We start from the raw sequence: 24,541 nt of genomic DNA, 5'->3' as shown, positions 1-24,541 counted from the left end.
ACGGTGGCGGGGATGTCGGCCACGGCCCAGTGCCAGAACCCGGAGCCGGTCGGCGCGTCCGGGTCGTACACCGTGACGGCGTAGCTCTTCGTCCCCTCGGGGGCGCCGTTCCAGGCCCTCCGCTCGGGTCGGTGTCATAGGCCGCAAAGTAGAGGCGTATCCCGAGGTCAGGGCGTCGTACCGGTGCCTGTCGGAATCCACGTACCGAACCGTTCACCGACGTTGATTCTCGACACGAGTTTTCGACACTCACCACCTGCGACCTCGCGGCTTTCGGCGCGAGTGTCGACAGACGAGGGTCTGTCGACACTCACAAGCGGTTACAGAGAGCTACTTTGCACTTCATGGCACCGACCCGAGCGCCGGGCCTCTTCGAACGCACCCAGATAACGCCCGTACTCGGCCAGCCGGCGGACGCGCTTGACGCTCACGCCGTACTCGTCGGGCAGTTCCTCGGCGAAGCGGGTCAGGTCGAGGCGGGTCTGGAGGTCGTCCAGGTCGGCCTGGGGGATCTCAATGCGGAATCGGCAGGATGTCGGAACTCATGCCGTTCATCCTGGTCAGCGGGCGTTCTCGGCAGTAGTTCCCCGTGCATCGATCAGCATACAGATTGCACACCGGGTCCTGCACTAGTGCACATCACGGCATTTCCCCCTGCTGCACCAGGGGCTGGCGAGCTCTTGCGTACGGTGTCCACATGAAGTACCTGGAAGGGCCCTTCGCGCCCGTTACCGAGGAAGTCACCGCCTTCGACCTGCCGGTCACCGGGCGGATCCCGGCCGAGCTCAACGGCCGCTACCTGCGCAACGGCCCCAACCCGCTGGGCGTCGAAGACCCCGTCGTGCACGTCTGGGGCATGGGCCAGGGCATGGTGCACGGGATCCGCCTGCGCGACGGCCGGGCCGAGTGGTACCGCAACCGCTTCGTGCGTACGCCGGGTTTCGCCCCCATGGTTCACGTGATCGAGCACGCGCGACGCACCTTCGCCCTGGCCGAGGCCGGCCTGCCGCCCGCCGAGCTGGACGAGGAGCTGAACACCGTCGGCGTGTGCGCCCTGGGAGGGACCGCCGAGGGGTTCACGGCGGGCGCGCACTCCAAGCACGACCCGCTCACCGGCGAGCTGCACTCGCTGGCGTACATGGTGGGCCAGACCTTCGTCCAGCACATCGTGACCGGCGTCGAGGGGAACGTCGTCCGGGCCACCGGCATCCCCCTGACGCGGACGCCGTTCCTGCACGACTTCGCGCTCACCGAGAACCACGTGGTGTTGTGGGACACGCCGCTGGGCTTCGACGGGTTCGACTGCCGGTGGCTGCCGGGGCACCCGACGCGGGTGGGCGTGATGCCGCGTACCGGCGGCGACGTGCGGTGGCTGGACGTCGAGCCGGTCCACGTCAGCCACACGCTCAACGCCTACGACGACGGCGACTCGGTCGTGGTCGACCTGGTCACCGCCGAGGGCCCGTTCGACCCCGCCGACCCCGGGGCGATCCGGCCCGTGCTGGACCGCTGGACGATCACCCCTGACAAGGTCCACCAGCAGCGCATGGACGACCGCCCGCAGGACTTCCCCCGCCTGAACGAGACCCGTGCCACCCGCCCGTACCGGTACGGCTACTCGGCCGCGGCCGCCCTGTACGGCGTCCCGTTCGCCCCCGAGGGCCCGCCGCCGGACGACGCGTTCACCAACGCCCTGGTCAAGCACGACCTGGAACGGGGAACGACCGAGGTGCACGGCTTCGGCGACGACGAGGCGGTCGGCGAGGCGGTCTTCGCCCCCACCGGCCAGGGCGAGGACGAGGGTTACCTGCTCACGTACGTGCACAACCCGCGCAGGAACGCGAGCGACCTGGTGATCCTCCCGGCCCAGGACTTCACCGGCGAGCCCGTCGCCCGCGTCCACCTCCCCGTCAGGGTGCCGCTCGGCCTGCACGGCAACTGGCTGCCCGACCGCTGAGGCGTGGCAGCATGGCCGACGTGAACGATCCGCAACCGCCGTACCTCCGGATCGTCGCCGACCTCGAACGGCGTATCGCCGACGGGGAGCTGCGGCCCGGCGATCCCGTCCCTACCACCCGGGCGATCATGCGCGAATGGGGGGTCGCGATGGCGACGGCCAGCAAGGCGCTCGCCGCGCTCAAGCAGGCGGGCGCCATCGAGTCCACGTCCCGGGTCGGCGCGGTGGTCGCGTCCCGGAGGCTGCCCGCGCGTTCGGCCGGAGGGCTCGAACGCGACCGCGTCGTCCGCGCGGCCATGGAGATCGCCGACGCGGGCGGCCTGGCCGCGCTGTCCATGCGGGCGGTGGCGGCCGAGCTCGGGGTCGCGACCATGGCCCTCTACCGGCACCTGGAGGGCAAGGCCGAGCTCACGCAGCTGATCGCCGACGCCGCGTTCGCCGAGATCGGCTATCCGGAGCCGCCGCCGGGATGGCGTTCCCACCTGCGGGTGGCCGCGCAGTTGCAGTGGGCGGCCTACCAGCGTCATCCCTGGCTGCCGCGGCTGGTGTCCATCACCCGGCCGGGGACGCTGCCGGGGCAGCTCGCGTACGGCCTGTGGACCCTGCGCGCCCTCGACGGCCTCGGCCTCGACCCGGGCACCCGCATCCACATCTACGCCACGGTGGTCAACTACGTGCGCGGGACGGCGATCAACATCGAGAGCGAGGCCGCAGCCGAGCTGGACACGGGGATGACCAGCAAGCAGTGGGGCAAGGCCAAGCTGTCGGTCGACGGGCCGCTGATCGCCCGGGTCACGGACCCGGGCGCGGAGCTCGACCTGCAATCACTGTTCGCGTTCGGCCTGGAACGCCTGCTCGACGGCCTGGCCACGGTCATCGTCCCCCGGAAGCTCCGCCGCTGACCGGATCGTCGCGGCGGCCCTGATCCCGTCGGCCAGCGACGACAGCGACGACAGCGGCACCTCCCGGTGCGTCCACGCCTGCCTGAGGTCCTCGGTGCTGTAGCGGGGAAGCAGGTGCAGGTGGAAGTGGAACACGGTCTGCCAGGCGGTGGGGCCAGTGGCGTGCCAGATGTTCATGCCGCCGGGTTCCAGCGCGCGCCGCAGCAGGGCGGCCGTACGCACGGCCCCCTGCATCAGCAGGCCCGCGCGCTCGGGGCCGATGTCGGTCAGGTCGCGGCAGTGCTCGCGCGGGACGACCAGGGTGTGGCCGCGGGTCGCCTGCGAGAGGTCGAGGAAGGCGACCGCGTGCTCGTCGGAGTAGACGATCTCCGCGGGGACCTCGCCTGCGATGATCCCGCAGAAGGTGCACGTTCCGGCCATGGTCGTCCTTTCTCCGGCTGGTCGAGTCAGAGCGTACCGGGGAAAGATCTTGGTCGGGCACTTCCGACGATCTTGCGTGGTGGCCACCTACCTCGTGGCGGCCGGTCGCGGCCGCGCTTCGCGAGACGAGGGAGGAATCCGCCTCGCCCGTGACCTTGTCCGCGACCTCGCCCATGCCTCGACCTCGCCCACGGTCGCGTGCCCCTTCGTGAGCTCGTCCGCATCGCCCAGTCATAGAAGCTGGAGACCGCGGCCAGGATCCGGTCCACCGTGGCCGGCGACAGCAGCCTGCCCGGCCCGTCCTTTCCCTCCGCGACCACCGCCAGACCGAGCCGCTGCGCCGGACGATGGCTTGGCACCCGCCGCAGGAACGCCAGCAAAGCCAGCATGTGCGGCGCCCGGAAGTCCTGCCAGTCCAAGCCCTCCCGATCGAGGAAGGTGAACAGGTACTTCAAGTCGTATTCGTACGCGCTCAGGGTGTTCGGCGAGAACTCCCTGTCCCGCAGGTGATCCAGGAACCGGCAGACCGGCCCCACCGGCTCTCCCTCATCGTCGATCAGTCGCACCCGGCGGACGATGCCGCCGTCCCGCTCCTTGATGACCCGCATCTCGGCCTCCTCGCCTTGCGGCAGCAGGGATGTGGGTCAACGTATGCGACGAAGACGCGTCAAAGAGGAGAAACTCCAAGGTCATCCAAGGGATTGTCCAGATAAGAACGTGCTGGGCCGCTACTCCTCGCCCTGCCCGAGCTGCCGGGAGGATTGCGACCGCTGGGCGATCCAGGCGATGTCCACGACGACGACATCGGCGGCTGAGACGTCAGGGTCGATGAAGCGGCGGATCAGCCAGGGCCAGGCGATCCGGTCGGTCTGGGGCCACGTCCTGGTCACCTAGATCACGATGGGCCTCCAGTGGGGAGTTCGACGCGGCGGAAGATCCGCCACAGGGTCAGGTCATAGAGGGTCTTGGCGGTCCCGGCGATGAGGAACGGCCAGGCCAGACCGAGGGGCTGCAGCAGCCCGGCCAGCGCGGGACCGGCGGGCCGGGTCAGGTAGCGGGCGGTGTTGGTGACGGCGGCTGTGGTGGTGCGCTCGGTGGCCGGGACCATGGCCATGACGTAGGCCTGGCGGGTGGGCACGTCCATCGAGGACAGGCAGGCGCGGGCCAGCAGCATCCCCGCCGCCACTGGGAACCCTGGGGCGAAGGCGACGCCGATGAGCAGCAGGTTACTCGGCAGGTGAGTGAAGACCATCGTGTTCAGCAGCCCGATTCTGGCCGCGATGACCGGCGCGAGCAGGAAGGAGGCGGTCTGCAGGACGGCGCAGCCCGCGGACAGCAGCCCGATGCTCGCCGTGTCAGCTTGGTAGTGGACGCCCAGCCAGTAGGCCAGGTAGGCCTGCACGACGAAACCCCCGGCCAGGCTGTCCACGGCGAACAGCGCCGCCAGCCGGACCACGACCGGGCGGGGCCGGACCGGTCCGGAGACCTGAACCGAGGCCGCCTCGAGCAAGGCGGGAAGTCGCAGGGCCAGCAACGCACCAGCCACGCCCACGGCCAGCAACACAGCGCCGAGCAGCGACCGCGAGGGCGGGAGCGCGCCCAGCAACGCGCCGGCGGCCCCGGCGGTGGCGGCGACGGCGTTGTAGAGGCCGAAGCCGCGCACGGCCACGCCGCTGCCATCCAGCATGACCTGCTCCACGGTGGTGAACGGCCCGGACTCGACCACCTCGACCGACAGCGCGCCGGACAGGGCGGCCAGGCTCAGCAGCCACACCGGAGCTCCGACCGCGATCAGCAACCCGCACAGGGCCAGGGCCAGGTACAACACGGCGTAGGAGCGGCGACGGCCGAACCGGTCGCCTCAGCGGGCCAGGGCGATGCTGGCCAGCGCGCCTCCGGCCATCACGGCCGCCAGCACGAGACCGACTCCGGCGGCCTGCAGCCCCTCGGCCCGCAGCAGCGTGGCGAGCTGGACGGCGGCCAGTCCGTACGCCAGACCGCGCAAGGCCTGCGCTGCGAAGATCAACCGCGCGGCACTCACGCGGGTTCGCCCTCACCGCTTGCGGGCGGCAGGATCGCGTCCAGCCTGCCAGCGCCCGAGAGCTTCACTCGAGACCCGGGCATAGCGGGCCAGCGAAGCGACCGAGGTGTGCCCGGAGAAGGCGAGCAAGGTGGAAGTGTCGGCCCCATCCTCGGCCGCGTGGGTCAGCGCCGAATGCCGTAGTTGATGAAGCGTCCAGCCGCCGGTGGCCTCCTCGAACAGCTCAGCTGCCCGCCGCCCGTTCTCACCGACCAGCTCCATGCCCTCGGCGCGGGCCTGGTCCACCAGCCGGGCCACCAGCTCCCGATCCGTCGATTCCTCCGGCTTCTTGCGCGCCACCGTGGCGTCCTCCAGGTCGATCTCCGTCGATGCCTGGATCACAGTACTCATCAGGTGCGTCCTCCATGATCAGGAGTCACACCGTTCTTTGTACAGTCCCCGCACGCCAGACCACCGTAACCGAGGACCCGTTGCGTCGGCTCAAGCGCCGCCCGGTCGAGGTCGACCGTGGCGGCTGCTGTATGAGTCCGCGGCACGGGCGTCCGCCCGACATCGGTGATGACGGTCTTGGACCGGCTGCCGTTGCGCATGTTGCCGCTGTCCTTCGTGGCGATCGGCCACACCGCTGGCGCTGGAACCGGCACCGCGACCGGCACCTGGGTCGACCTGGACTACGAAGGGCTCGTGGCGAGCTGCGTGCACCACCTGGCCGATCTCGGGCATCGGACGATCGCCCTGCTCAACCGGCCCCAGGAGTACCTGGACTCCGGCTACGGCCCCGCCCGCCGCGCCCTGGACGGCTTCAACGCCGCCGCCGCCGCACGCTCCCTCACCGCGACGGCGTTCTGCTCCCCGGACGACGCCACAGCCGCGGAGACCCGCACGTACGACCTTCTCGCCGCTCACCCGCAGGTCACCGGCATCGTCACGATCAACGAGGCCGCCCTGCCCGGCCTGGAGCGCGCGCTGTGGCGCTCGGGGCGCGCGGTGCCCCGGCAGTTCTCCGTCATCGGCATCGTGGGGCGCCATTGGGCGGAGGCGTTCCACCCGCCCCTCACCGCGGCCGACGTGCCCGTCTCCGACATGGCCGAACGCGCCGTCGGCCTGCTCGCCGAACGGATGGTCCACCCCGGGACGCCGGCCCGCCACGTCCTGCTCACCAGGCCCGTCTCCTTGCGGGCAAGTACCGCTCCGCCCGCGTGCTCACCCATCGGATCGAGCTCACCTAGGCCGCCGACGTGAGCCATGCCGCGGACGCAGGAGAGCCCACCCCGTAGAAATCCGGTGCGGGCAGCCCCTCCAATCGACGGAGGAGGCGTTCTCCCGGGTTCTGGCCGCGGAGTCGGCCCCGGCGACATCCGGGTCATCGGCATCCGTTCACGGAGGCGGCCGCGTTCCCGGCTCCAAGTCGAGCCGGAGCCATGACGGGGACGACCGCCCACCTGCCCGACCGTCGACTGCGTTGACCAGCTCCCGGCAGGTGATCGCCAAGCACTTCGCCGCCCTTGACGCCACGCTCGCCGTGGACAACCGCCTCCCCGTAGAGCGCACGGCCCATCCGGGCCCAGGCCAGAGACGATCATCGCGCCCTTGCCCGAGCGGCCCGGACCCATGACCCGGTGGTCCGGCTCTCGTTCCAGGGCGGGCAGCAGCGGGGAGAGCCCGCCGCTGAGGATCACCTTCTGCGGGTCGAGAAGGTTGACGACGCCGGCGAGGGCGATGCCGAGTGCCTTGCCTACAGCAAAGCCGCCTGGCTGCCGCCTTGCTCAGGACGGCGGGCCGCCTTGGCGCAGAACGCTGCTCCCGCGTACGCGTGTGGATCTCCGCTGTTCCGCTGACGAGCGCAGGATCACAGGCTCACGAATCGCTTTCGGAAAGGTTGTGCCGGGTAGATGCCGGTCCGGTGCTGGCCCGCGGAGTCAGATGGGGCGCCACATCCTCGAAATGCTCGGTTCGCTCTCCAGCGATCACTGCCATGAGGGTGCGTGCGGCGTTCATGCCATAGGCCGGAATGTCCCGGCTCAGTGCGGTGAGCGCCGGCCGGACCACCTGGGAGAGCGGCGAGTCGTCCCAGGCCACGATGGACAGCTCGCCCGGAACGTTCATGTCGAGCTCCTGCGCGACGGACAGGCCGGCCACGGCCATGATGTCGTTGTCGAAGACGATGGCCGTGGGCCGGCGCGGTGAGGTGATGAGCCGGCGGGTGGCGCGTGCACCATGCTCCCCGGAGTAGTCGGTGTGCTCGATCGTCCACTCCTTGACCCCGGCCGCCTGGCAGACGGCGGCGAAGGCGCGGTCACGTATCGCGGTGTGGGCCAGCTTGGGCAGGCCGGCGACCCGGGCGACGTGGCGATGTCCAAGGGCGGCCAGGTACTGCACGGTTTCCCGGATGGCGGCGCTGTCGTCGGACCACACCGCGGGGAGGGAGCCCGACACGGACGGGTGGCCGATGGTGACCGCGGGCATGTGCAGCGATTGGACCACGGGGATGCGCGGGTCGTCAGCATGCAGGTCCACCAGGATCGCTCCGTCGATGCGGCCCTCGCCCCACCAGCGGCGGTACAACTCGATCTCCTCGGCATGGTCCCTGGCAACCTGCAACATCAGGGCGTAGGAGTGCATCGACAACGCATCCTCGATGCCGCTGATGAGCTCCATGAAGAAGGGCTCCATGCCGAGGGTGCGCGCGGGCCGGCGAAGGGCCAGGCCGATCGTGCGGGCCTTGGCCCCGTTCAGGGCGCGGGCCGCGCTGTTGGGCCGCCAGCCGATCTCGGTGGCGATGGCCAGGATGCGAGCACGGGTGGCCTCCGACACCCCCGGCTGGCCGTTCAGGGCGTAGGAGACCGCCACCTTCGACACTCCGGCACGCTGCGCGATGTCCGCGATGGTTGGACGCTTCACCGAGCCTCCTTAATTAGTTAAGTAAACCAAATGGAATCTAGCACGCCGAAATCCCTGGGAAACCCATCGTTGACAACGTTGCCATGCCACTCCTACATTAGGCGCAACTTACACGGTTAAGTGAACACCCCCCCACACTCTCAGGAGGACACCGTGAAGAGGCGCCGCACGGCCACGGTGACTGTCGTCGCACTCGGCCTGCTGGCCGGTGCCTGTGCGACCGGCACGGCACCCAAGCAGGAGCAGGCCCCGGCGGAGGGTCCGGCCAACCTGACGTTCTGGATGACCGGGTCGGAGGACGAGGCCCTGGCCGTCCAGAAGGCCGCGGATCTCTACACCCGGGCCCACCCCGACGTGAAGATCAAGGTCTCGGCGCTGAGCTGGGACGACGGCCACGCCAAGGTCCTGGCCGCGGCAACCAGCAAGACCGGCCCTGACATCGTCTCCGGCGGCCTGTCGTGGGGCATCGAGTTCGGAGCCCTCGGCGGCATGATCGACCTGCGCGACCACGGGCTGCCCGAGGCGATCAAGGCCAAGACCCAGCAGGGCGTCTGGGAGTCGATCACCTCGCGCGACGGCGCCGTGTACGGCACGCCGCTCGACATGACGGTGTACCTCACCTACTACCGCACGGATCTGCTGGAGAAGTCCGGCCTCAAGCCGCCGAAGACGTGGGAGGAACTCACCGCGGCCCTGGACAAGCTCAAGGCCGACGGCGTCAAGGTGCCCTACTCGATGGACTGGGGAAACATCGACTGGCTGCAGTACTTCAACTTCCTGCGTCAGGCCGGCGGCACTCTCTACACACCGGACTGCAAGCCAGCGCTCAACAACGACGCCGGCGTCACCGCGCTGACCTACTGGGCCGATCTCTACAAGAAGCACAAGGCGCCCACCCAGACCGCGGAGACCCCGGCGGCACTGGCCAACGGCGTGGCCATGGTGTCCGGCGGAAGCTGGCAGATCAAGGCCATCGACACCGCCCAACCGAAGATCAAGGACAAGTGGGCCACCGCCCCGCTGCCCGTCGGCCCGGCCGGCGCCGGCGCCTTCATCGGCGGCCGTATCGCCGGCGTCATGTCCTACAGCAAGCACGCCGCCCAGGCCGCCGACTTCCTGAAGTCCCTCTACACCCCCGAGGCGGTCAAGGTGATCACCGACACCGCCGCCACCAGGGGGGTGCTGTGGATCTCGCCGCTCACCGACAACATCGCCAACCTCCCCGTGACGCCGGATCAGGTGGAGGCCATCAAGGCCGCCTTCGCCTCCGGGTACGGCCCGCCGAACTGCCCGGGCTGGGAGACCAGCCAGGCCGAGGTGACCAAGAAGCTGCAGGAGGTCATCTACGGCAAGGCCGAGCCCAAGGCCGCCCTGGACGCCGCCGCGAAGATCATGGAGCAGAACGCCGGCTGATCCGCCCCCGGCCGGTCGTCACCTGGCCCGACCGGCCCGTACCCACCATCGAAAGGCGATCCGATGGCCACCAAGAGGGGCACTCTCACCTCCGTCGTGATGCTCCTGCCGTTCCTGGCGCTCTTCGCGGGCTTCCTGATCTGGCCGCTGATCAATTCGCTGTACCTGAGCCTCACCAAGTTCAACGGCGTCAAGCCGCCGGAGTTCGTCGGCCTGGCCAACTTCGCGCGCCTGCTGGAGGACGAGCGCTTCCTGCGGGCACTGTCCAACACGCTGGTCTACGTCCTGGCGGCGGTGGCGCTCACCACGGTGTTCGCGCTCCTGCTCGCGCTGGCCTTCCGCGGCCAGGGCTGGGGCGACCGGATCATGCGCACCGTCTTCTTCCTGCCTTCCGTGACCTCGACGATCGCGCTGTTCCTGATGTGGCGCTGGATCTTCGCCGCGGAGGACTACGGCCTGGCCAACACGGTGTCCGGCTGGTTCGGCGGCGAACCGGTGGCCTGGCTGGCCACGCCGTCGCTGACGATCCCGATCATGGTGTTGATGGCCGCCTGGTCCGGCATGGGCTACGCGATGGTCATCTTCGTCGCCGGGATCAACACCATCCCGGAGGAGTACTACGAGGCCGCGCGGATCGACGGCGCCACGACCTGGCAGCAGTTCACCCGCATCACCCTGCCGCTGCTGCGCCCGGTCACCACCTACGTCGTGATCACCACGATGATCGCGGCCTTCCAGGTGTTCGAGGCGGTCTACATCGTGTTCCGTTCGGTCAGCAACGTCGGCGGCGTCATGGACTCCGGCCTCATGATCGTCCCCTACCTCTACGACATGGGCTTCACCAAGTTCCAGCTCGGCTACGCCTCGGCGATCGCCTGGACGCTCTTCCTGATCATCTTCACCATCAGCCTGGTGCAGCTGCGCCTCGGCCGGACCACGAAGGAGCTGGGATGACGGCCCTGCACCGGGCGGCCAAGCCTCGCACGCGCATCCGCTGGGCCAAGGCGCCGCTCTACCTGCTGGCGTTCACGATGATCGTGCCGTTCTACTGGATGGTGATCACCGCGTTCAAGCCGGTCTTCGAGATCACCCGCAACCCGCCCTCGTTCGTGCCGCAGAACCCGACGACCGTCGGCTTCAGCGACCCGGACTGGAACCCGGCAGCCGACAACCCCGGCCACGTGGCCGGGTTGTTCCAGCGTTTCACCGAGGTGGACCTCGGCTTCTGGCGCTTCGCGCTCAACAGCGTGCTCATCGCCACCGTGATCACCGTGCTGGCGCTGCTGGCCGCCTCGCTGGCCGCCTACGTGATCACCAAGCATCGCGTCCCCGGCCGCCGGGTGATCTTCCTGATGATCCTCGGCTCGATGATGATCCCCTGGCAGGCCACGCTCGTCCCCAATTACCTGGTCGTGCGCAACCTCGGCTGGATCGACAGCTACCTCGGCTACATCGTCCCGGCCATCCCCAAGGCGTTCGTCGTCTTCTTCCTCGTGCAGTACCTCCAGTCGATCCCGAACGACCTCATCGAGGCCGCCAGGATCGACGGCGCGGGGGAGTGGCGCATCTGGTGGCAGGTGGTCATGCCGCTGCTGCGGCCGGCGCTCGCCGCCATGTCGATCTTCGTGATGCTCAACGAGTGGAACAACTTCCTCTGGCCGTTGATCATCGTCGAGAGCGATCAGATGGCCACCCTGCCCGTGGCCCTGGCCAGGCTGAACTCCGCCTTCACCGGCGCCCAGCACATGGGCGTGATCATGACGGCCTCGCTGCTGGCCTCGCTGCCGACCGTCGTGTTCTTCCTGCTGTTCCAGAAGCACTTCACCCGCGGCATCGCGATGTCCGGCCTCAAGGGCTGAGACCCGTCTTTAGGAGAAACCACGTTGAGCACTCACCGTCCGCTGCACGACGGCTGGACCCTCTCGGCCGTCTCGGAGGACGTCCGGATCACCGGCGTGCCCGCCGCCGTACCCGGCTGCGTGCACACCGACCTGCTGGCCGCGGGACTGATCGAGGACCCCTACCTCGACGACAACGAGGACCGGCTGGGGTGGATCGGCCGCACGGACTGGCTCTACCGGACCGAGTTCACCTGGGCCGGCGACGGGCACGAGCACACCGACCTGGTCTGCGCGGGGCTTGACACCGTAGCCACGATCACGCTCAACGGCGTCGAGGTGGGCGGCACGGCCAACCAGCACCGCTCCTACCGCTTCCCGGTGCGGCACCTGCTGGTCGAGGGGGTCAACACGCTCCAGGTGCGGTTCGCCTCGCCGTACGGCTACGCCGAGGCGAGACGGGCCGAGCTGGGCGAGCGGCCGGGGGCCTATGCCGAGCCGTACCAGTTCATCAGGAAGATGGCCTGCAACTTCGGCTGGGACTGGGGGCCCACGCTGGTCACCTCGGGCATCTGGCAGCCGATCGGGCTGGAGAGCTGGAGCGGGGCGCGGCTGGCGCAGGTCCGGCCGCTGGTGCACGGCGACGGCCGGGTCGAGGTGCACGTCGTCGTGGCGGGCGCGGGCACGGTCTGCGCCGAGGTGGCCGGGGTGACGGTCTTCGCCGAGGTCGCGGGGGAGGGCGTGCTGCGACTCCAGGTGCCCGAGCCGCGGCTGTGGTGGCCCCGCGGGTACGGCGAGCCGTACCGCTACGACCTGACCGTGCGCCTGGGCGAGCAGGTCGTGCACAAGCGGATCGGCTTCCGCGACGTGCGCCTCGACCAGACCAGTGGCGCGTTCGCCCTCCAGGTCAACGGCACGCCGGTCGCGGTGCGCGGCGTCAACTGGATCCCCGACGACTGCTTCCCCTCCAGGCTGACGCGCGACCGGCTGGCCACCCGGCTGACCCAGGCGATCGAGGCCAACGTCAACCTGGTGCGGGTCTGGGGCGGCGGCCGCTACGAGAGCGACGACTTCTACGACCTGACCGACGAGCTCGGCCTGCTGGTGTGGCAGGACTTCCCGTTCGCCTGCGCGGCCTACCCGGAGGAGGAGCCGTTCGCCAGCGAGGTCGAGGCCGAGGCGCGCGAGCAGGTGGCGCGGCTCAGCGCCCGGCCGAGCCTGGTGCTGTGGTGCGGCAACAACGAGAACATCGAGGGCCACGCGGACTGGGGCTGGCGGGAGCAGCTGGGCGAGCTGTCGTGGGGCGCCGGTTTCTACTTCGACCTGCTGCCCAAGGTGGTCGCCGAGCTCGACCCGACCCGCCCGTACTGGCCGGGCAGCCCCTACTCGGGCGCTCCGGACCTGCCGCCGAACGACCCCGCGCGCGGCACGATCCACATCTGGGACGTCTGGAACCGCGAGGACTACACCCGCTACGCCACCTACCGGCCGCGCTTCGTCGCCGAGTTCGGCTTCCAGGGGCCGCCCACGTACGCGACATTGCGCCAGGGCAGCACGCAGGAGCCGCCGGCCGGGCACCAGAAGGCGATCGCCGGCGAGCAGAAGTTGCTGCGCGGCCTGGGCGAGCACCTGCCGCAGCCGCGCGACTCCGACGACTGGCACTATCTCACCCAGGTCAACCAGGCGCGCGCGGTCGCGTTCGGCATCGAGCACTTCCGCGCGCAACTGCCCGTCTGCATGGGCACGATCGTGTGGCAGCTCAACGACTGCTGGCCGGTCGTGTCGTGGGCGGCGGTGGACGGCGGCGGGCGGCGCAAGCCGCTGTGGTACGCGTTGCGCCGCGTCTACGCCGACCGGCTGCTCACCGTGCGTGAGGGCGAAGTCGTCGTGGTCAACGACTCGGCCGAGGTCTGGTCCGGCGAGCTGGAGCAACACCGGCTGACCCTCGACGGCCGGACGCTGGCCAAGGGCAGTGTCGCCGTCGAGGTGCCGGCGCGGTCCACGGCCGTGGTCCCGCTGCTCGACGGCCCGGACGCCGACCTGGTGGCGATCACCCTGGGTGAGCAGCGCAGGCTGCACTTCTTCGCCGAGGACCCCCGGGCCGGACTGCCGGCCGCCGCCTACGAGACGCGCGTGACGGCGGAGCCGGACGGGGTGGCGGTCACCGTCACCGCCCGGACCCTGCTGCGGGAACTGGCGCTCTTCCCCGACCGGCTCGACCCGGCGGCCACCGTGGACGAGCAGCTCGTCACGCTCCTGCCCGGCGAGTCGATCACCTTCCACGTGGCCACCGAACGCGAGCTGGACCCGGCCGCACTGGTCGGCCACCCGGTCCTGCGCTGCGTAAACGAGGCGAGACCATGACCGTGCCGGCGCTGGATCTCGGCGGCACCAAGTTCGCCGCGGCGGCCGTCTCGTCCGGGCCGCTCGACCCGGCCGCGGGCACCGTCAGCCCGGTCAACATCCCGAGCTGGCGGGACTTCCCGCTCGTCAAGACGGTGGAGGAGACGCTGCCCGAGCGGGCGGTGCGCCTGGCCGGCGACGCCCAGTGCATGGCCCTGGGGGAGTGGTGGCGCGGCGGTTCCGGTACCGCACGCGCGATGCTCGGCCTGGTGGTCTCGACGGGCGTGGGCGGCGGCATCGTCCTGGACGGCCTGCCGTACACCGGGCCGACCGGCAACGCCGGGCACATCGGCCACCTCGCCGCAGACCCCGGGGGACCACCCTGCCCGTGTGGCGCGACCGGCTGCGTCGAGCTCTACGCCAGCGGTCCCAACATGGCAGCCTGGGCCCGCGACCAGGGCTGGGACGGGCCTGACGCCAAGCACCTGGCGGCGGACGCGGCGGCCGGGGACGTCATCGCCACCCGGGCCTTCGAACGCGCGGCGAGGGCGCTCGCCATCGGCATCCTCAGCTCAGCCGTCCTGCTGGACCTCGACCACGTCGTCATCGGAGGGGGCGTGGCCGCCGCAGGGCCGACTCTGTTCGGCCCGCTCAGGCGGGCGGTGAAGGAGAACGCCGGATTCGGCTTCCTCCGCCGCCTGCGGGCGGAGCCCACGCGCCTGGGCCGCGACGCCGGACTGCTCGGGGGCGCCGCTCTCGTCCTGAACCCGCCAAGGAGCACACCATGAAACCCGCCGCCCCGACGGCAGGGAACTGGCAGACCGACGCCGGGACCGTCACGCCCGCGAGTGAACACGCCACCGACGGCACCCCCAGACTGCGTGGAGGTCATCGGAAGTTCTGACAATGTCGTCCGCGCGGTTATTGTGTCGACGAATTCAGGCTCGGTGCGATTCGCGCCGGAGATGAGGCTGAGCTCAATGGTCGATATCTCGGAATTATCTTGTGTGTGCAGGAGTCGGTGCAGGTGGAAGCCGCAGTTTTCTTTCAGGGCCGCCCTTCCTTTGATGTGTGCATCACGGGCTGAGCCGATGGCGATGCGTTTCGGTTCGAGCCTAATTTGGATCGCTCCAGAAGAACCGCACGAATATCGCATTGCATCCGCCTGGCCTCTTGAAACTTAACTGGTTAAGAATTTCACTGGAGGTATGAACGCCCACCCCCCTGTAGCACGCGGCCCCATCGTGTGGGCCGCAGTCATCGCTCTGGTCGTCGCGGGAGCCGGACTCCTCGCGATTCGGCCCTCCGCGGCCGCCACCACTCCGCCCGGGTTCGCCTACCGCTGCGGCGTGCACTTCTGTCTCGACGGCAAGACCTTCTTCTTCGCCGGCGCCAACACCTACGACCTCTTCACGTACGGCAGCGCCTCGGGCGACACCGAGACGCAGTACATGGACAAGGCCCGCATCGACGCCCATTTCACCCGCCTTCAGGCGGACAAGGTGACCGTGCTGCGCACCTGGCTGTTCAACCACGAGAGCTGGCACGGCTTCGAAACCGAGAAAGGCGTCTACAACGAACAGCAGTTCGCCCTGTTCGACTACGTCATCGAGTCGGCCAAGCGGCACGGCGTCAAGCTGCTGCCCGTCTTCGAGAACTACTGGGAGGCCTACGGCGGCATCGACACCCGGCTCCGGTGGGAGGGCATGTCCGGCGGGCACCCCGGCCGCGCGGCCTTCTTCGACAAGACGCGCTGTGCCGGCTGCTTCACCTCCTACAAGAACTACGTCAGCTACGTGCTCAACCGGACCAACCACTACAGCGGCGTGAAGTACAAGGACGAGCCGGCCATCGTCGCCTGGGAGCTGATGAACGAGCCGCGCTACCAGGACGTCAGCCCCGAGGAGAACAAGTCCGGCCACACCCTGCGCAAGTGGGTCGACGAGATGGGCGCCTTCATCAAGGGCATCGACGCCAACCACCTGCTCGGCACCGGCCTGGAGGCGCACGAGGCGCGGTTCGGCTTCGGCGGCGACGAGGGCAACCCCTTCGTCTACATCCACCAGTCGCCCTACATCGACTTCACCTCGGCGCACCCCTACCCGACCGAGGACTGGGCCGATCTGAGCATCGAGGAGACCCAGGCGCTGGTGCGCACCTGGATCCGCGAGTCGCACGACGTCATCGGCAAGCCGTTCTACCTGGGTGAGTTCAACGTGCACAACGTGGACCGCACGCAGTGGTGGAACGCGATCTTCCAGACCTTCGAGGCGGAGGGCGGTGACGGGACGGGGTTCTGGTGGTACCAGGACCGGCAGGTCGACGGCAAGTTCGGCGTCGCCCAGGGCGCTCCCGAACTGGCCGCCTTCCGCGCCCATTCCGACCGCCAGGCCGCCAGGAACGGCCCCGGCCCTTCGCCGACGGTCACCCCGACCGGGAGCCCCTCCCCGACGGTCACCCCGACGTCGAGCCCCACTCCCACGACCTCGGCTTGCACGGTCTCGTACGGGCTGTCCGACTGGGGGTCGAGCTTCAACGCCGAGGTGACGATCCGCAACAACAGCGCCGTTGCGATCAACGGCTGGACCTTGCGGTTCGCCTTCCCGGCCGCTCAGACGATCAACAGCGTCTGGAACGCCAAGGCCACGCAGTCGGGCCGGCAGGTCACCGCGACCAACGAATCCTGGACGGCGACCATCCCGGCCGGCGGCACGGTGAGCTTCGGCCTCAACGGTTCCTCTATCCAGGGCACCAACGGCGTCCCCGCCACCTTCACCCTCAACGCCATCCCCTGTGCGGTGGCGAGGTAGACGTCGGGGATGCTGCCGCTTCCCTGGGGTCTTCACCGTCAACGCGAAGATCCCAGGGAGAGCGGCGCATGATGGGGTGGGTCGCCCAACGGCGGCAAGCCATCATGACGACGGAGCTCCTGGCAACCTGCGCATGATGGGGGGCAGACCAAGTACGAGAGAAAGGGGCAGCGACGCCTATGACCTGTGACGTTGCCCGTTCGATTTCGGCGTACGCGGTTTGACCGGGAGGCTCGCTGCTACAGGTACTGGCCCGCCTCGGCGCTGTCTGTCTTCGACACACGCGCCGACACCACGTTGGCGAGGTTGATGACTATGCCGTTCACGTCGGCTTCGCGATCATATCTCGCTCGCATCAACACCAGGCTGCGCCGCTCGTCCACAGCACGAGCGATCGCCGTCACCGCCTCCGGCTCTCCGTCGAAGTCCCCGCTGATCACGGAGACGTCTTCGCCGCTCATCAGGTGGAATCGAATGATCAGTGCGACATTCTCAGGCACGGCCGGCTCCTTTCACCAGTATCCGCATGGGGCCCTGCCCAGGGTCGAACTCTGTAGGCAGTTGCCCTCCACATTCGCCTACCGTGGCGCGGACGTGGTGCCCTCCAGCCGGGCTGGGATACGGGAGCAAACAATCGCGGCACCCGCTCCGAACCGGTTTGTTGTTCTGGTCAGTGGTCGGTGATGAGCGCGTCCAGGGCGGCGGCCTTGTCGGCTTCGGTCGGCAGGGCGTAGCGGCGGGTGGTGTCCAGAGAGCCGTGGCCGAGGAGTTCGGCGACCAGGACGGGGTCTTTGCCGTCGCGGATGAGCTGGGTGGCGAAGGTGTGGCGCAGGACGTGCGGCCCGAAGGGCGTTGAGGACTCCCGTCGCGGCGGCGGCCACCTCCGCGTCGCCGGTGGAGCCGGCGGTGAAGGCGAGGACCGCGCCGGTGACGCCGTGCTCGCCGGCCAACGCGTGGAGATCGGCCCGCAGATCGGGGAGCAGGTCGGGAAGGGCGGCGCTCATGCGGCGGCTCCGAAGGTCGGGTCGATGCGGTATCCGGCGGGCGGCTCCGCGCCGATCAGGTGGCGGGTGAGGAAGTCCCAGGTACGGCGCAGCACGTGCGCCTCCGCGTGCAGGTAGCCGTGGGCGGCGTTGGGCACCATGAGCATCTCGAAGTCGGCATCGGCCTCGACCAGCGCGTTGACCAGCCGCAGCGACAGGCCGGGATGGCAGTTGTCGTCCATCTCGCCGAAGATGATCAGCAGCTTGCCGGCGAGCGCGCCGGCGTGCGGCAGCATCGAGCCCGCGGCGTAGTCCTGCGGCGGCGGCCCCTGGTACGTCTCGCCCCAGACGGCGTAGTAGCCGTCGTGCTCGTAGTCGCCCGCCGAGGCGACGCCCACGTGGAAGAAGCCGGGATGGGTCAGCATCGCTCTGGCCGTGGCCGCGCCGCCGCCGGAGTGCCCGGTGATCCCCACCCGCTCCAGATCGAGGTAGGGCCGTTCGGCGGCGAGCTGCGTGATCGCCGCCACGTGGTCCTCCAGCCCGGCCGTCACCGCCGGGTCGCCGTACGAGACGTCCTGGAACGCCTTCCCCCGGTACGGCGTGCCGCGCCCGTCCAGCACCACGACGGCCATGCCGAGCGCGGCCAGCGACGGCGCGCCGCCCGCCGGATCGAGCAGCCACGGGTCGAGCGTGTAGCCGCGCAGGGTGGTGCGCAGTTGCCGGGTGATCTGCGGCCCGTTGTAGATCGAGTCGAGGACGGGATACCGCTTGCCCGGGTCGAAGTCGCCCGGCAGGAACAGCAGCCCGTGGACGTCGGTGACGCCGTCGGCGGCCTTGACGGTGAAGCGTTCGGGCGCCCGCCACCCGGCCTTCTCCAGCAGGCTGAGGTCGGCCTGCTCCAGCTCCATGACGAGCGCTCCGGCGGCGTCGCGCAGCACGGTGACGCTCGGCGTGCCGGGCGTGGCGTAGGTGTCGACGAGCCAGCGGCCGTCGGGGGAGACGTGGACCTGGTGGTCGGCGTCCTCGTGGGTGAGCACGGTGACCTCGCCCCCGTCCAGGTCCGCGCGGCACAGGCGGCGGTCGTAGGGGTTCGACCCGTGCCCGCCCGACAGGAACAGCACCTGCCTGGCCGTCCAGTCGACCTGAAGCAGCTCGCGGACGAGCCATTCCCCGGTGGTGACGGCGTTCGCGAGCTCGCCGCCCCGGTACAGGTACAGGTGGCCCCAGCCCGACCGGTCGGAGTACCACAGCACCTCCTCGCCGCGGGTGCGCACGAGGGGCGGGACGACGATCGTCGGGGCCGTTGCCACCACCGTCTCGGCGTGCTCCTCCAGGACGACCTCCGCGCGACCGGTCCTGGCGTCGACGCGGTGGAGTACGGCTCCCCGGTTGCCGCGGGTGCAGTGCAGCAGCCACAGCGTGTCGTCGTCCTCCCACCAGATCCGGTCGAGGTTGAGCGGGGCGTCGTGCGTGAACGGCAGCGGCCCGAGCGCGACGTCGACCCGCTCGCCCGTCTCCGCGTCGAAGATCGCGTGCGTGACCGTCGGCAGCGGGTCGCCGGGCATCTCGTAGTGCAGGGTGTGCGCCAGCGGACGGCCGCCGCCCGGGGGGCACGACTGCGTGATCGTCAGCGTGGGCACGTGCCGCTGGTCCACGCGGTGGGTGACGAACCGGCGGCCGTCGGGCGCCCAGGCCAGCAGCGGGGGCGTGGTCATGCCCTGCTGGGCGGCGACGATCGGCATCCGGTTCTGGTCGCTCGGCAGGCCGTAGGCGTGGCCGGGCTCGCCGTCGCGGGTGACGCGCGTACCGTTCACCAGCAGGTCGCCGGCCTCGCAGGTCACGGTGAAACGGCCGTCGGGCGAGGACTGGGCGCCGGTGAGCTCGGGCGGGAGCACCGGCTCGGCGGCCGGGGCCGGGCCCTCCACCCGTTCCTTCCGTTCGGGGAAGACCCTGACCTGGCGGGGGCCTTCGGGGGTGCTCACCAGGTACCAGAAGGAGTCCTCCTCCCAGACGGGCGTCACGGCCGAGCGGTGCACGAGCTTCGCCTCCCGCGAGACGTGCAGCGCCTCGGCGCGGCGATAGGCGTCGATCACTTGGTTTCTCCGATCGCGTGGTCGATGAGGGCGTCGAGATCGCCCATGAGGGTCTTGCGGATGGTCGCGATGAACCACGACCCGAGGACCGCGGGGACGAGCAGCAACAGCAGCGCGCCGCGCAGGTCGAGGAAGGCGGTCGCCAGGGCCAGCAGCCCGGCGCCCACCAGGCCGCCGGCCGCGATGATCAGACCGAGCGCGGCCATGGCGTGCGGACGGTCGGCGGGCCGTACGACCGAGAGGGCGCCGATGAACAGGCACGGCCCGATCACCGCGAGGAAGGCCTGGCCCAGCGCCAGCAGGGCCAGCATCACCCACAGCACGGGCACCACCGAGGACAGGGCGAACGCCGTGGCCGCCGCGGCCAGCGCCGCGCCCGACAGGGCCATGAACCGCGCCGGACCCGCCCGGTAGGCCGCCTCCGCCCTGGTCCCGAAGGCGGCCAGCGCCGCGATGGAGACCGCCGCGGCGGCGCCGGTGAACAGCCCGCGCTGGCCGGGCGTGAGCGCGTACTCCTGCTCCAGCAGGGTCGAGACCACCACCCCGTACGGCGCGGCCAGCGCCCCTACCGCGGTGAAGCCGACGCACATCCGGCGGACGGTCGGGATGCGCAGAGTCCGCGCGAACGCCGCCCGGAACCCGCCGAACTCCGCCGTCCCCGCGTCCGCGGCCGGTACGGCGCTGCCCGATCTGGCCTGGAGCTCGGCCACGTCCCAGCGGCCCAGCACGGGCTCGCGCAGCCGCAGCGCGTACAGGCAGGCCGCCAGCGACAGCCCGCCGAACGTCGCGAACACCGCCCGCCAGTCCATGCCGAGCCACGACACCAGTCCCGCCACGACCAGCGGCGCGAGGACGCCGGCCAGCGGCGACGAGGCCGAGTACAGCGACATGACCCGCATGCGGGCGGGCGGCGGGTAGGCGTCCACGAGAAGCGGCGGATGCAGCACCGCCACCGTGCCGGTGGTGGCCCCGTTGACCAGCATCAGCACGGCCAGCGAGACAGGCCCGGCCACCGACCCGGTGAACAGCGTGGTCAGGCTCCAGGCGAACCCGGTGCCCACCGCCAGCCGCACCCGATGGGGGTGGCGGCGCAGCAGGGCCGCCACCGCGAACGGGGCGAGCCCCGTCGCCACGCCCTGAGCGGCGACGATCCCCGACAGCGAGCCCGCGTCCATCCCGAGCGAGGCGGCGATCTCGGGCGCGAGCACGCCGAACACCTGGGTCTGGAAGTTGTCCACCACGGCCAGCACGGTCAGCGCGACCAGGAACGACAGGCCGACGCCGTGCTCCCTGAGCGTGCGCAGCAGGGGAGCGGCGTCGCCCTCCTTGCCGGTGACGCCCAGGATCGCGCGAGCGTCCTGCCTGGTCAGGGAGGCGTGTTCGCCTGGAAGATCGTTCACGCATCGAGGATCACGCGGCAGGGCAGGCCCGCACGAGCGCCGAACGGGGGCTGTCCCGTGGGGATCGTAGGCGCCGGCATCCTACTTTCGTCGGATCCGGCCGGCCTGCGCGGATCGGTAGCGTGGCGGTATGAACGCGCGGGTCAGAAGGCTGTCGGGGGACGTCGCGCTTGCCACGGCCGTGGGCGTGGTGGGCGTCGGCAGCGATCTGGCCATCAGCGGCGCGGTGCCGATGGCGCTGGTGCCCGACGTGCCCTGGCAGGGGGTGTGGGTGCAGGCCGTGGCCGCGGTCGCGCTGCTCGGCCGGCGGCGCTTCCCCCTCGCCGTCGCGCTGGCGATGATCCCGCTCGGCTTCGTCGAGGTGCCGGTGGCGATGCCGTTCGCGCTGTACTCGCTCGGCGCCCACCGCGGCGACCGGCGGCTGCTCGTGGCGGTGGCTGGGCTGGCGCTGGTCGTCCTGAGCCACCTGTGGGAGGCGCCCGACCTCGCCACGGCCCTGAACCTCGTCGCGATCTGCGGCCTGGTGGTGATCCCCGCGACGCTGCTCGGCCTCTACGCCGACAGCCAGCGGCGGCTCAACACCGCGCTCGCCGAACGCGCCGAACGCGCCGAACGCGAGCAGCGGTTGCTGGTCGAGCAGGCCAGGCTGGAGGAACGCACGCGGCTGGCCCGCGAGATGCACGACGTGGTCACCCACCACGTCAGCCTGATGGTGCTGCAGGCCGGCTCGCTGCGGATGGCCGCGCCCACGCCCGAGGTGCGTGCGGCCGCCGAGGAGCTGCGCGCCACCGGCCGGCGCGCGCTCGGCGAGCTGCGCGAGGTCGTCGGGGTGCTGCACGACCGGCAACCGGCCGATCTCGCCCCGCCGCCGACGCTGCTCGACGTCTCCCGCCTGGTCGCCGAGTCGGGGCTGCCGGTGTCGCTGAGCCAGGACGAGCGGATCGAGCTGTCGGCGCCGCTCGGCCGTACCGCCTACCGGGTGGTGCAGGAGGCGCTGACCAACGTGCGCAAGCACGCGCCGGGCGCGCCGGTCTCCGTCCGGCTGAGCCCTCGGGACGGCGGGGTCCGCGTCGAGGTGCGCAACCATCCGGCCGACCCGGCGCGCGCCGAGCCGATGCGCCTGGGCCTGCCGTCGTCCGGCACCGGGCTGCTCGGCCTGCGGCAGCGGGTGGAACTGGTCGGCGGCGCGTTCGCCGCCGGGCCGACCGAGACGGGAGGATTCGAGGTGCTGGCGACACTGCCGGCCAGACTGCCCGGACAACTGCCCGGACAACTGCTCGGAAGGGGGAGGGGAAGCGCCCGATGATCAGGGTCCTGCTCGTGGACGACGAGCGGATGGTCTGCGCCCACCTGCGAGCGATCCTGTCCCGCGCCACCGACATCGAGGTGGTCGGCGAGGCGCACGACGGCGCCGAGGCCGTCGAGGCGATCGTCCGGCTGGCGCCGGACGTCGTGCTGATGGACATCAGGATGCCCGGCGTCGACGGCCTGACGGCGACCGAGCGCGCCTGCCGGCTGCCGCGCCCACCGAAGATCATCATCCTGACCACGTTCGACCTCGACGAGTACGCGGTCCGGGCGCTGCGCGCGGGCGCGGTGGGCTTCCTGCTCAAGGACACCGACCCCGAGGACATGACCGGCATCGTCAGGGTCGCCGCCGACGGGCACGCCGTCGTCTCGCCCGAGCTGACCAGGCGGCTGGTGGCGGCCTTCGCCCCCGCCGAGCCCGCGAGGCAGGCCGCCAGGCGACTGGTCGACAGCCTGACCGAGCGCGAGACCGAGGTGCTGGTCTGCCTGGCCGAAGGGCTGTCCAACTCCCAGACGGGCAGCAGGCTCTACCTCAGCGAGACGACGGTCAAGGGCTATGTGTCACGGCTGCTCGGCAAGCTCGGCTGCGCCAACCGCACCCAGGCCGCGCTGCTGGCCCACGACGCCGGGCTGGTCGGCCGGGCCTGAGCCCACGACGCCGGGCTGTTCGGGCGAGCCGGAGCCCGCGACGCCGGGCCGGTCGGCCGGGCCTGGGCTCAGGCGATGCGGCGGGCGGCGAAGCCGCCGTTGAGCAGGCGTACCGCCCGGCCGTCCTGGACCACGAACGCCAGATCCCAGCCCCGCCCGCCCGACAGGTCCTGCTCGGGCAGGAACCGGTGCTCGTCCAGCGGCAGCAGCGCCACCGGCGGGCTGACGGCGCCCGAGGCCACGTCCTCCAGCGTGATCGTCAGCACCCCGTCCACCGAGGTCACCTCGTAGCGCAGGTCGCAGGCGGCGTACCGGCCCTCGTACGGGCCCGCGTCGGCGGTGAGCCGCGTCGCCGGCTCCACGTCCACGGCACCGGCTCCCAGGAGCTCGCGGGTCACGGCGGCCGCCAGCGGATATCCCGCGTGCGGGCTGTTGCACACCACCGCGACGATCACGCCGGTGGACGGCACCCACAGCAGCGTCGAGGAGCCGCCCAGGTTCGTCCCGCTGTGACCGAGCACGGTCGTTCCCCCGAGATCGCGCTGGTAGGGCCCCAGGCACCAGCGGTCGGCGAACCTCCTGGTCGGCAGCGACACCTGCGGCGCCTGCATGGCGGCGCACGCCTCCGCCGACAGCACACCGGCCCCCGCCCGTACGAACAGCTCGCCGAACCTGACCAGATCGGCGGCCGTGGAGCACAACGTGCTCCCCGCGGGCCCCGAGGCGCGCGAGAACGTCCACGGCCGCACCACCGACCCGTCGGGCGCGTGCCCGACCGCGACCCGGTGGTACGGCAGCTCCTCCCACGACGTCAGGCTCTCGCGCAGCCCCAGCGGCTCGAACACCCTGCGCCGCAACGCCTCGTCCCAGCTCGACCCGGTCAGTCGCGCCACCAGCGCGCCCGAGACGACGGTGGAGGCGTTGCTGTAGGAGTAGCCCTCACCCGGGGCGAACAGCATCGGCATGCCGGACAGCGTCGCCAGGTAGTCGGCCGGGTCGTCGTAGAACCCGTTGTCGATCCCGCTGGTCATGGACAGCAGGTGACGGGCCGTCACCGACTCGGTGGCGGCGGCGTCGGACAGCCGCAGCTCCGGCAGCCGGCGTACGACCGGCGCGTCCAGGTCCAGCACGCCCTCGTCGACCAGCGTCATCACCAGCACCGCGGTGTGCAGCTTGGTCGTCGAACCGATCTGGATCAGCGTGCGGGGGTCCATCGGCGTGCCCAGCTCGGCGTTGGCGACCCCGGTGGCGGTCTCACGCAACTCGCCGTCGGCGAGCACGGCGACCTGCGCGCCGGTGACACCCAGGCGGCGAGCGGCCTCGGTCAGCATCTCTTCCATGGCGACCGAGTCTCGGCCGCCCTCCCGTGCCCGATCAAGGAGATGGCGGGCGAAGCCGACCTTCGGCACGGCAGGACCGTACTTTGGTGGGCGTTCGAGCGCGGCGGCCGGGACGGTCAGCTGGGCTGGCCGGTGGGCATGGTG

Annotated in this window: 23 protein-coding genes and 2 pseudogenes; 11 read left to right on the top strand and 14 right to left on the bottom strand. The window is 70.7% G+C overall.

Annotated features, from left to right (window positions below):
- Together ACIBST_RS05710 and ACIBST_RS05705 are read right to left on the bottom strand one after the other, a co-directional pair.
- Positions 1-116 (bottom strand): annotated as a pseudogene (locus ACIBST_RS05710) (YbhB/YbcL family Raf kinase inhibitor-like protein); the annotation flags it as partial.
- A gap of 204 nt (positions 117-320) precedes the next feature.
- Positions 321-518, bottom strand: coding sequence for an epoxide hydrolase N-terminal domain-containing protein (locus ACIBST_RS05705; RefSeq protein ID WP_397169437.1), 198 nt, complete (start codon positions 516-518; stop codon positions 321-323).
- A 179-nt stretch (positions 519-697) separates the two neighbouring features.
- Here ACIBST_RS05705 and ACIBST_RS05700 point away from each other — a divergent pair, with 179 nt between their 5' ends.
- Entirely contained in the window at positions 698-1,957 is a 1,260-nt protein-coding gene (locus ACIBST_RS05700; RefSeq protein WP_397169411.1) for a carotenoid oxygenase family protein, read from the top strand.
- 20 nt (positions 1,958-1,977) lie between these two features.
- Entirely contained in the window at positions 1,978-2,859 is an 882-nt protein-coding gene (locus tag ACIBST_RS05695; protein ID WP_397169409.1) for a GntR family transcriptional regulator, read from the top strand.
- On the opposite strand, the gene ACIBST_RS05690 is transcribed toward ACIBST_RS05695, so the two are convergent.
- From ACIBST_RS05690 to ACIBST_RS05665, 6 genes and pseudogenes are all read right to left on the bottom strand, one after another.
- Complete coding sequence (locus ACIBST_RS05690) at positions 2,782-3,279, bottom strand: HIT family protein (RefSeq protein ID WP_397169407.1); 498 nt, start codon at positions 3,277-3,279, stop codon at positions 2,782-2,784. The genes ACIBST_RS05695 and ACIBST_RS05690 overlap by 78 nt on opposite strands.
- Before the next feature lie 26 nt (positions 3,280-3,305).
- Positions 3,306-3,887 (bottom strand): site-specific integrase, encoded by a 582-nt coding sequence (locus ACIBST_RS05685; protein WP_397169406.1) that lies wholly within the window; start codon positions 3,885-3,887, stop codon positions 3,306-3,308.
- 120 nt (positions 3,888-4,007) lie between these two features.
- A complete protein-coding gene (locus ACIBST_RS05680) occupies positions 4,008-4,169 on the bottom strand; it encodes a chromate resistance protein ChrB domain-containing protein (protein ID WP_397169405.1) in 162 nt (53 codons plus the stop codon).
- 5 nt (positions 4,170-4,174) lie between these two features.
- Positions 4,175-5,128 (bottom strand): annotated as a pseudogene (locus ACIBST_RS05675) (hypothetical protein); the annotation flags it as partial.
- 12 nt (positions 5,129-5,140) lie between these two features.
- The gene (locus ACIBST_RS05670) at positions 5,141-5,284 is read right to left on the bottom strand and encodes a hypothetical protein (protein ID WP_397169404.1); all 144 of its coding nucleotides are present in this window, start codon (positions 5,282-5,284) and stop codon (positions 5,141-5,143) included.
- Between the two features lie 48 nt (positions 5,285-5,332).
- Positions 5,333-5,710 (bottom strand): tyrosine-type recombinase/integrase, encoded by a 378-nt coding sequence (locus ACIBST_RS05665; RefSeq protein WP_397169402.1) that lies wholly within the window; start codon positions 5,708-5,710, stop codon positions 5,333-5,335.
- A gap of 168 nt (positions 5,711-5,878) precedes the next feature.
- Between ACIBST_RS05665 and ACIBST_RS05660 the strand changes: the two genes are divergently transcribed.
- On the top strand, positions 5,879-6,562 hold the full coding sequence (locus tag ACIBST_RS05660) for a substrate-binding domain-containing protein (protein ID WP_397169401.1): 684 nt from the start codon (positions 5,879-5,881) through the stop codon (positions 6,560-6,562).
- 615 nt (positions 6,563-7,177) lie between these two features.
- Here the strand turns inward: ACIBST_RS05660 and ACIBST_RS05655 are convergent.
- Complete coding sequence (locus tag ACIBST_RS05655) at positions 7,178-8,221, bottom strand: LacI family DNA-binding transcriptional regulator (RefSeq protein ID WP_397169399.1); 1,044 nt, start codon at positions 8,219-8,221, stop codon at positions 7,178-7,180.
- Between the two features lie 153 nt (positions 8,222-8,374).
- Between ACIBST_RS05655 and ACIBST_RS05650 the strand changes: the two genes are divergently transcribed.
- The 6 genes from ACIBST_RS05650 (at position 8,375) to ACIBST_RS05625 (ending at position 16,625) form a co-directional block, all read left to right on the top strand.
- Positions 8,375-9,634, top strand: coding sequence for an extracellular solute-binding protein (locus ACIBST_RS05650; RefSeq protein ID WP_397169397.1), 1,260 nt, complete (start codon positions 8,375-8,377; stop codon positions 9,632-9,634).
- 63 nt (positions 9,635-9,697) lie between these two features.
- Positions 9,698-10,588, top strand: a complete 891-nt coding sequence (locus tag ACIBST_RS05645) for a carbohydrate ABC transporter permease (protein ID WP_397169395.1) — start codon at positions 9,698-9,700, stop codon at positions 10,586-10,588.
- Entirely contained in the window at positions 10,585-11,493 is a 909-nt protein-coding gene (locus ACIBST_RS05640) for a carbohydrate ABC transporter permease (protein WP_397169394.1), read from the top strand. The genes ACIBST_RS05645 and ACIBST_RS05640 overlap by 4 nt, the downstream gene beginning before the upstream one ends.
- Before the next feature lie 24 nt (positions 11,494-11,517).
- Positions 11,518-13,836, top strand: a complete 2,319-nt coding sequence (locus ACIBST_RS05635; RefSeq protein WP_397169392.1) for a glycosyl hydrolase 2 galactose-binding domain-containing protein — start codon at positions 11,518-11,520, stop codon at positions 13,834-13,836.
- The gene (locus ACIBST_RS05630; protein ID WP_397169390.1) at positions 13,833-14,603 is read left to right on the top strand and encodes an ROK family protein; all 771 of its coding nucleotides are present in this window, start codon (positions 13,833-13,835) and stop codon (positions 14,601-14,603) included. The genes ACIBST_RS05635 and ACIBST_RS05630 overlap by 4 nt, the downstream gene beginning before the upstream one ends.
- 456 nt (positions 14,604-15,059) lie before the next feature.
- Entirely contained in the window at positions 15,060-16,625 is a 1,566-nt protein-coding gene (locus ACIBST_RS05625) for a cellulose binding domain-containing protein (RefSeq protein WP_397169389.1), read from the top strand.
- A gap of 239 nt (positions 16,626-16,864) precedes the next feature.
- Here ACIBST_RS05625 and ACIBST_RS05620 read toward each other — a convergent pair whose 3' ends face one another.
- From ACIBST_RS05620 to ACIBST_RS05605, 4 genes are all read right to left on the bottom strand, one after another.
- Positions 16,865-17,125, bottom strand: coding sequence for a hypothetical protein (locus tag ACIBST_RS05620; RefSeq protein ID WP_378789034.1), 261 nt, complete (start codon positions 17,123-17,125; stop codon positions 16,865-16,867).
- Between the two features lie 170 nt (positions 17,126-17,295).
- A complete protein-coding gene (locus tag ACIBST_RS05615; protein ID WP_397169435.1) occupies positions 17,296-17,430 on the bottom strand; it encodes a hypothetical protein in 135 nt (44 codons plus the stop codon).
- A gap of 195 nt (positions 17,431-17,625) precedes the next feature.
- Positions 17,626-19,701 (bottom strand): DPP IV N-terminal domain-containing protein, encoded by a 2,076-nt coding sequence (locus tag ACIBST_RS05610; RefSeq protein WP_397169388.1) that lies wholly within the window; start codon positions 19,699-19,701, stop codon positions 17,626-17,628.
- Entirely contained in the window at positions 19,698-21,101 is a 1,404-nt protein-coding gene (locus ACIBST_RS05605; RefSeq protein WP_397169386.1) for an MFS transporter, read from the bottom strand. The genes ACIBST_RS05610 and ACIBST_RS05605 overlap by 4 nt, the downstream gene beginning before the upstream one ends.
- Before the next feature lie 130 nt (positions 21,102-21,231).
- Between ACIBST_RS05605 and ACIBST_RS05600 the strand changes: the two genes are divergently transcribed.
- Together ACIBST_RS05600 and ACIBST_RS05595 are read left to right on the top strand one after the other, a co-directional pair.
- The gene (locus ACIBST_RS05600) at positions 21,232-22,407 is read left to right on the top strand and encodes a sensor histidine kinase (protein WP_397169385.1); all 1,176 of its coding nucleotides are present in this window, start codon (positions 21,232-21,234) and stop codon (positions 22,405-22,407) included.
- Positions 22,404-23,057, top strand: coding sequence for a response regulator (locus ACIBST_RS05595; RefSeq protein ID WP_397169384.1), 654 nt, complete (start codon positions 22,404-22,406; stop codon positions 23,055-23,057). Before ACIBST_RS05600 ends, ACIBST_RS05595 begins: the two co-directional genes overlap by 4 nt.
- Positions 23,058-23,125: 68 nt before the next feature.
- Here ACIBST_RS05595 and ACIBST_RS05590 read toward each other — a convergent pair whose 3' ends face one another.
- Complete coding sequence (locus ACIBST_RS05590; RefSeq protein WP_397169383.1) at positions 23,126-24,397, bottom strand: serine hydrolase domain-containing protein; 1,272 nt, start codon at positions 24,395-24,397, stop codon at positions 23,126-23,128.
- Positions 24,398-24,541: the final 144 nt, after the last annotated feature.

This window comes from Nonomuraea sp. NPDC049684, from assembly GCF_044465345.1.
Classification (GTDB): Bacteria; Actinomycetota; Actinomycetes; order Streptosporangiales; family Streptosporangiaceae; genus Nonomuraea.
This window is presented reverse-complemented; position numbering and strand designations above follow the sequence as displayed.

Excerpts from the sequence above, each read along its gene's own strand:
- ACIBST_RS05700 (WP_397169411.1), top strand. The coding sequence starts at position 698 with ATGAAGTACCTGGAAGGGCCCTTCGCGCCCGTTACCGAGGAAGTCACC.
- ACIBST_RS05690 (WP_397169407.1), bottom strand. The coding sequence starts at position 3,279 with ATGGCCGGAACGTGCACCTTCTGCGGGATCATCGCAGGCGAGGTCCCC.
- ACIBST_RS05685 (WP_397169406.1), bottom strand. The coding sequence starts at position 3,887 with ATGCGGGTCATCAAGGAGCGGGACGGCGGCATCGTCCGCCGGGTGCGA.
- ACIBST_RS05665 (WP_397169402.1), bottom strand. The coding sequence starts at position 5,710 with ATGAGTACTGTGATCCAGGCATCGACGGAGATCGACCTGGAGGACGCC.
- ACIBST_RS05660 (WP_397169401.1), top strand. The coding sequence starts at position 5,879 with ATGACGGTCTTGGACCGGCTGCCGTTGCGCATGTTGCCGCTGTCCTTC.
- ACIBST_RS05645 (WP_397169395.1), top strand. The coding sequence starts at position 9,698 with ATGGCCACCAAGAGGGGCACTCTCACCTCCGTCGTGATGCTCCTGCCG.
- ACIBST_RS05640 (WP_397169394.1), top strand. The coding sequence starts at position 10,585 with ATGACGGCCCTGCACCGGGCGGCCAAGCCTCGCACGCGCATCCGCTGG.
- ACIBST_RS05630 (WP_397169390.1), top strand. The coding sequence starts at position 13,833 with ATGACCGTGCCGGCGCTGGATCTCGGCGGCACCAAGTTCGCCGCGGCG.
- ACIBST_RS05600 (WP_397169385.1), top strand. The coding sequence starts at position 21,232 with ATGAACGCGCGGGTCAGAAGGCTGTCGGGGGACGTCGCGCTTGCCACG.
- ACIBST_RS05595 (WP_397169384.1), top strand. The coding sequence starts at position 22,404 with ATGATCAGGGTCCTGCTCGTGGACGACGAGCGGATGGTCTGCGCCCAC.
- ACIBST_RS05590 (WP_397169383.1), bottom strand. The coding sequence starts at position 24,397 with ATGGAAGAGATGCTGACCGAGGCCGCTCGCCGCCTGGGTGTCACCGGC.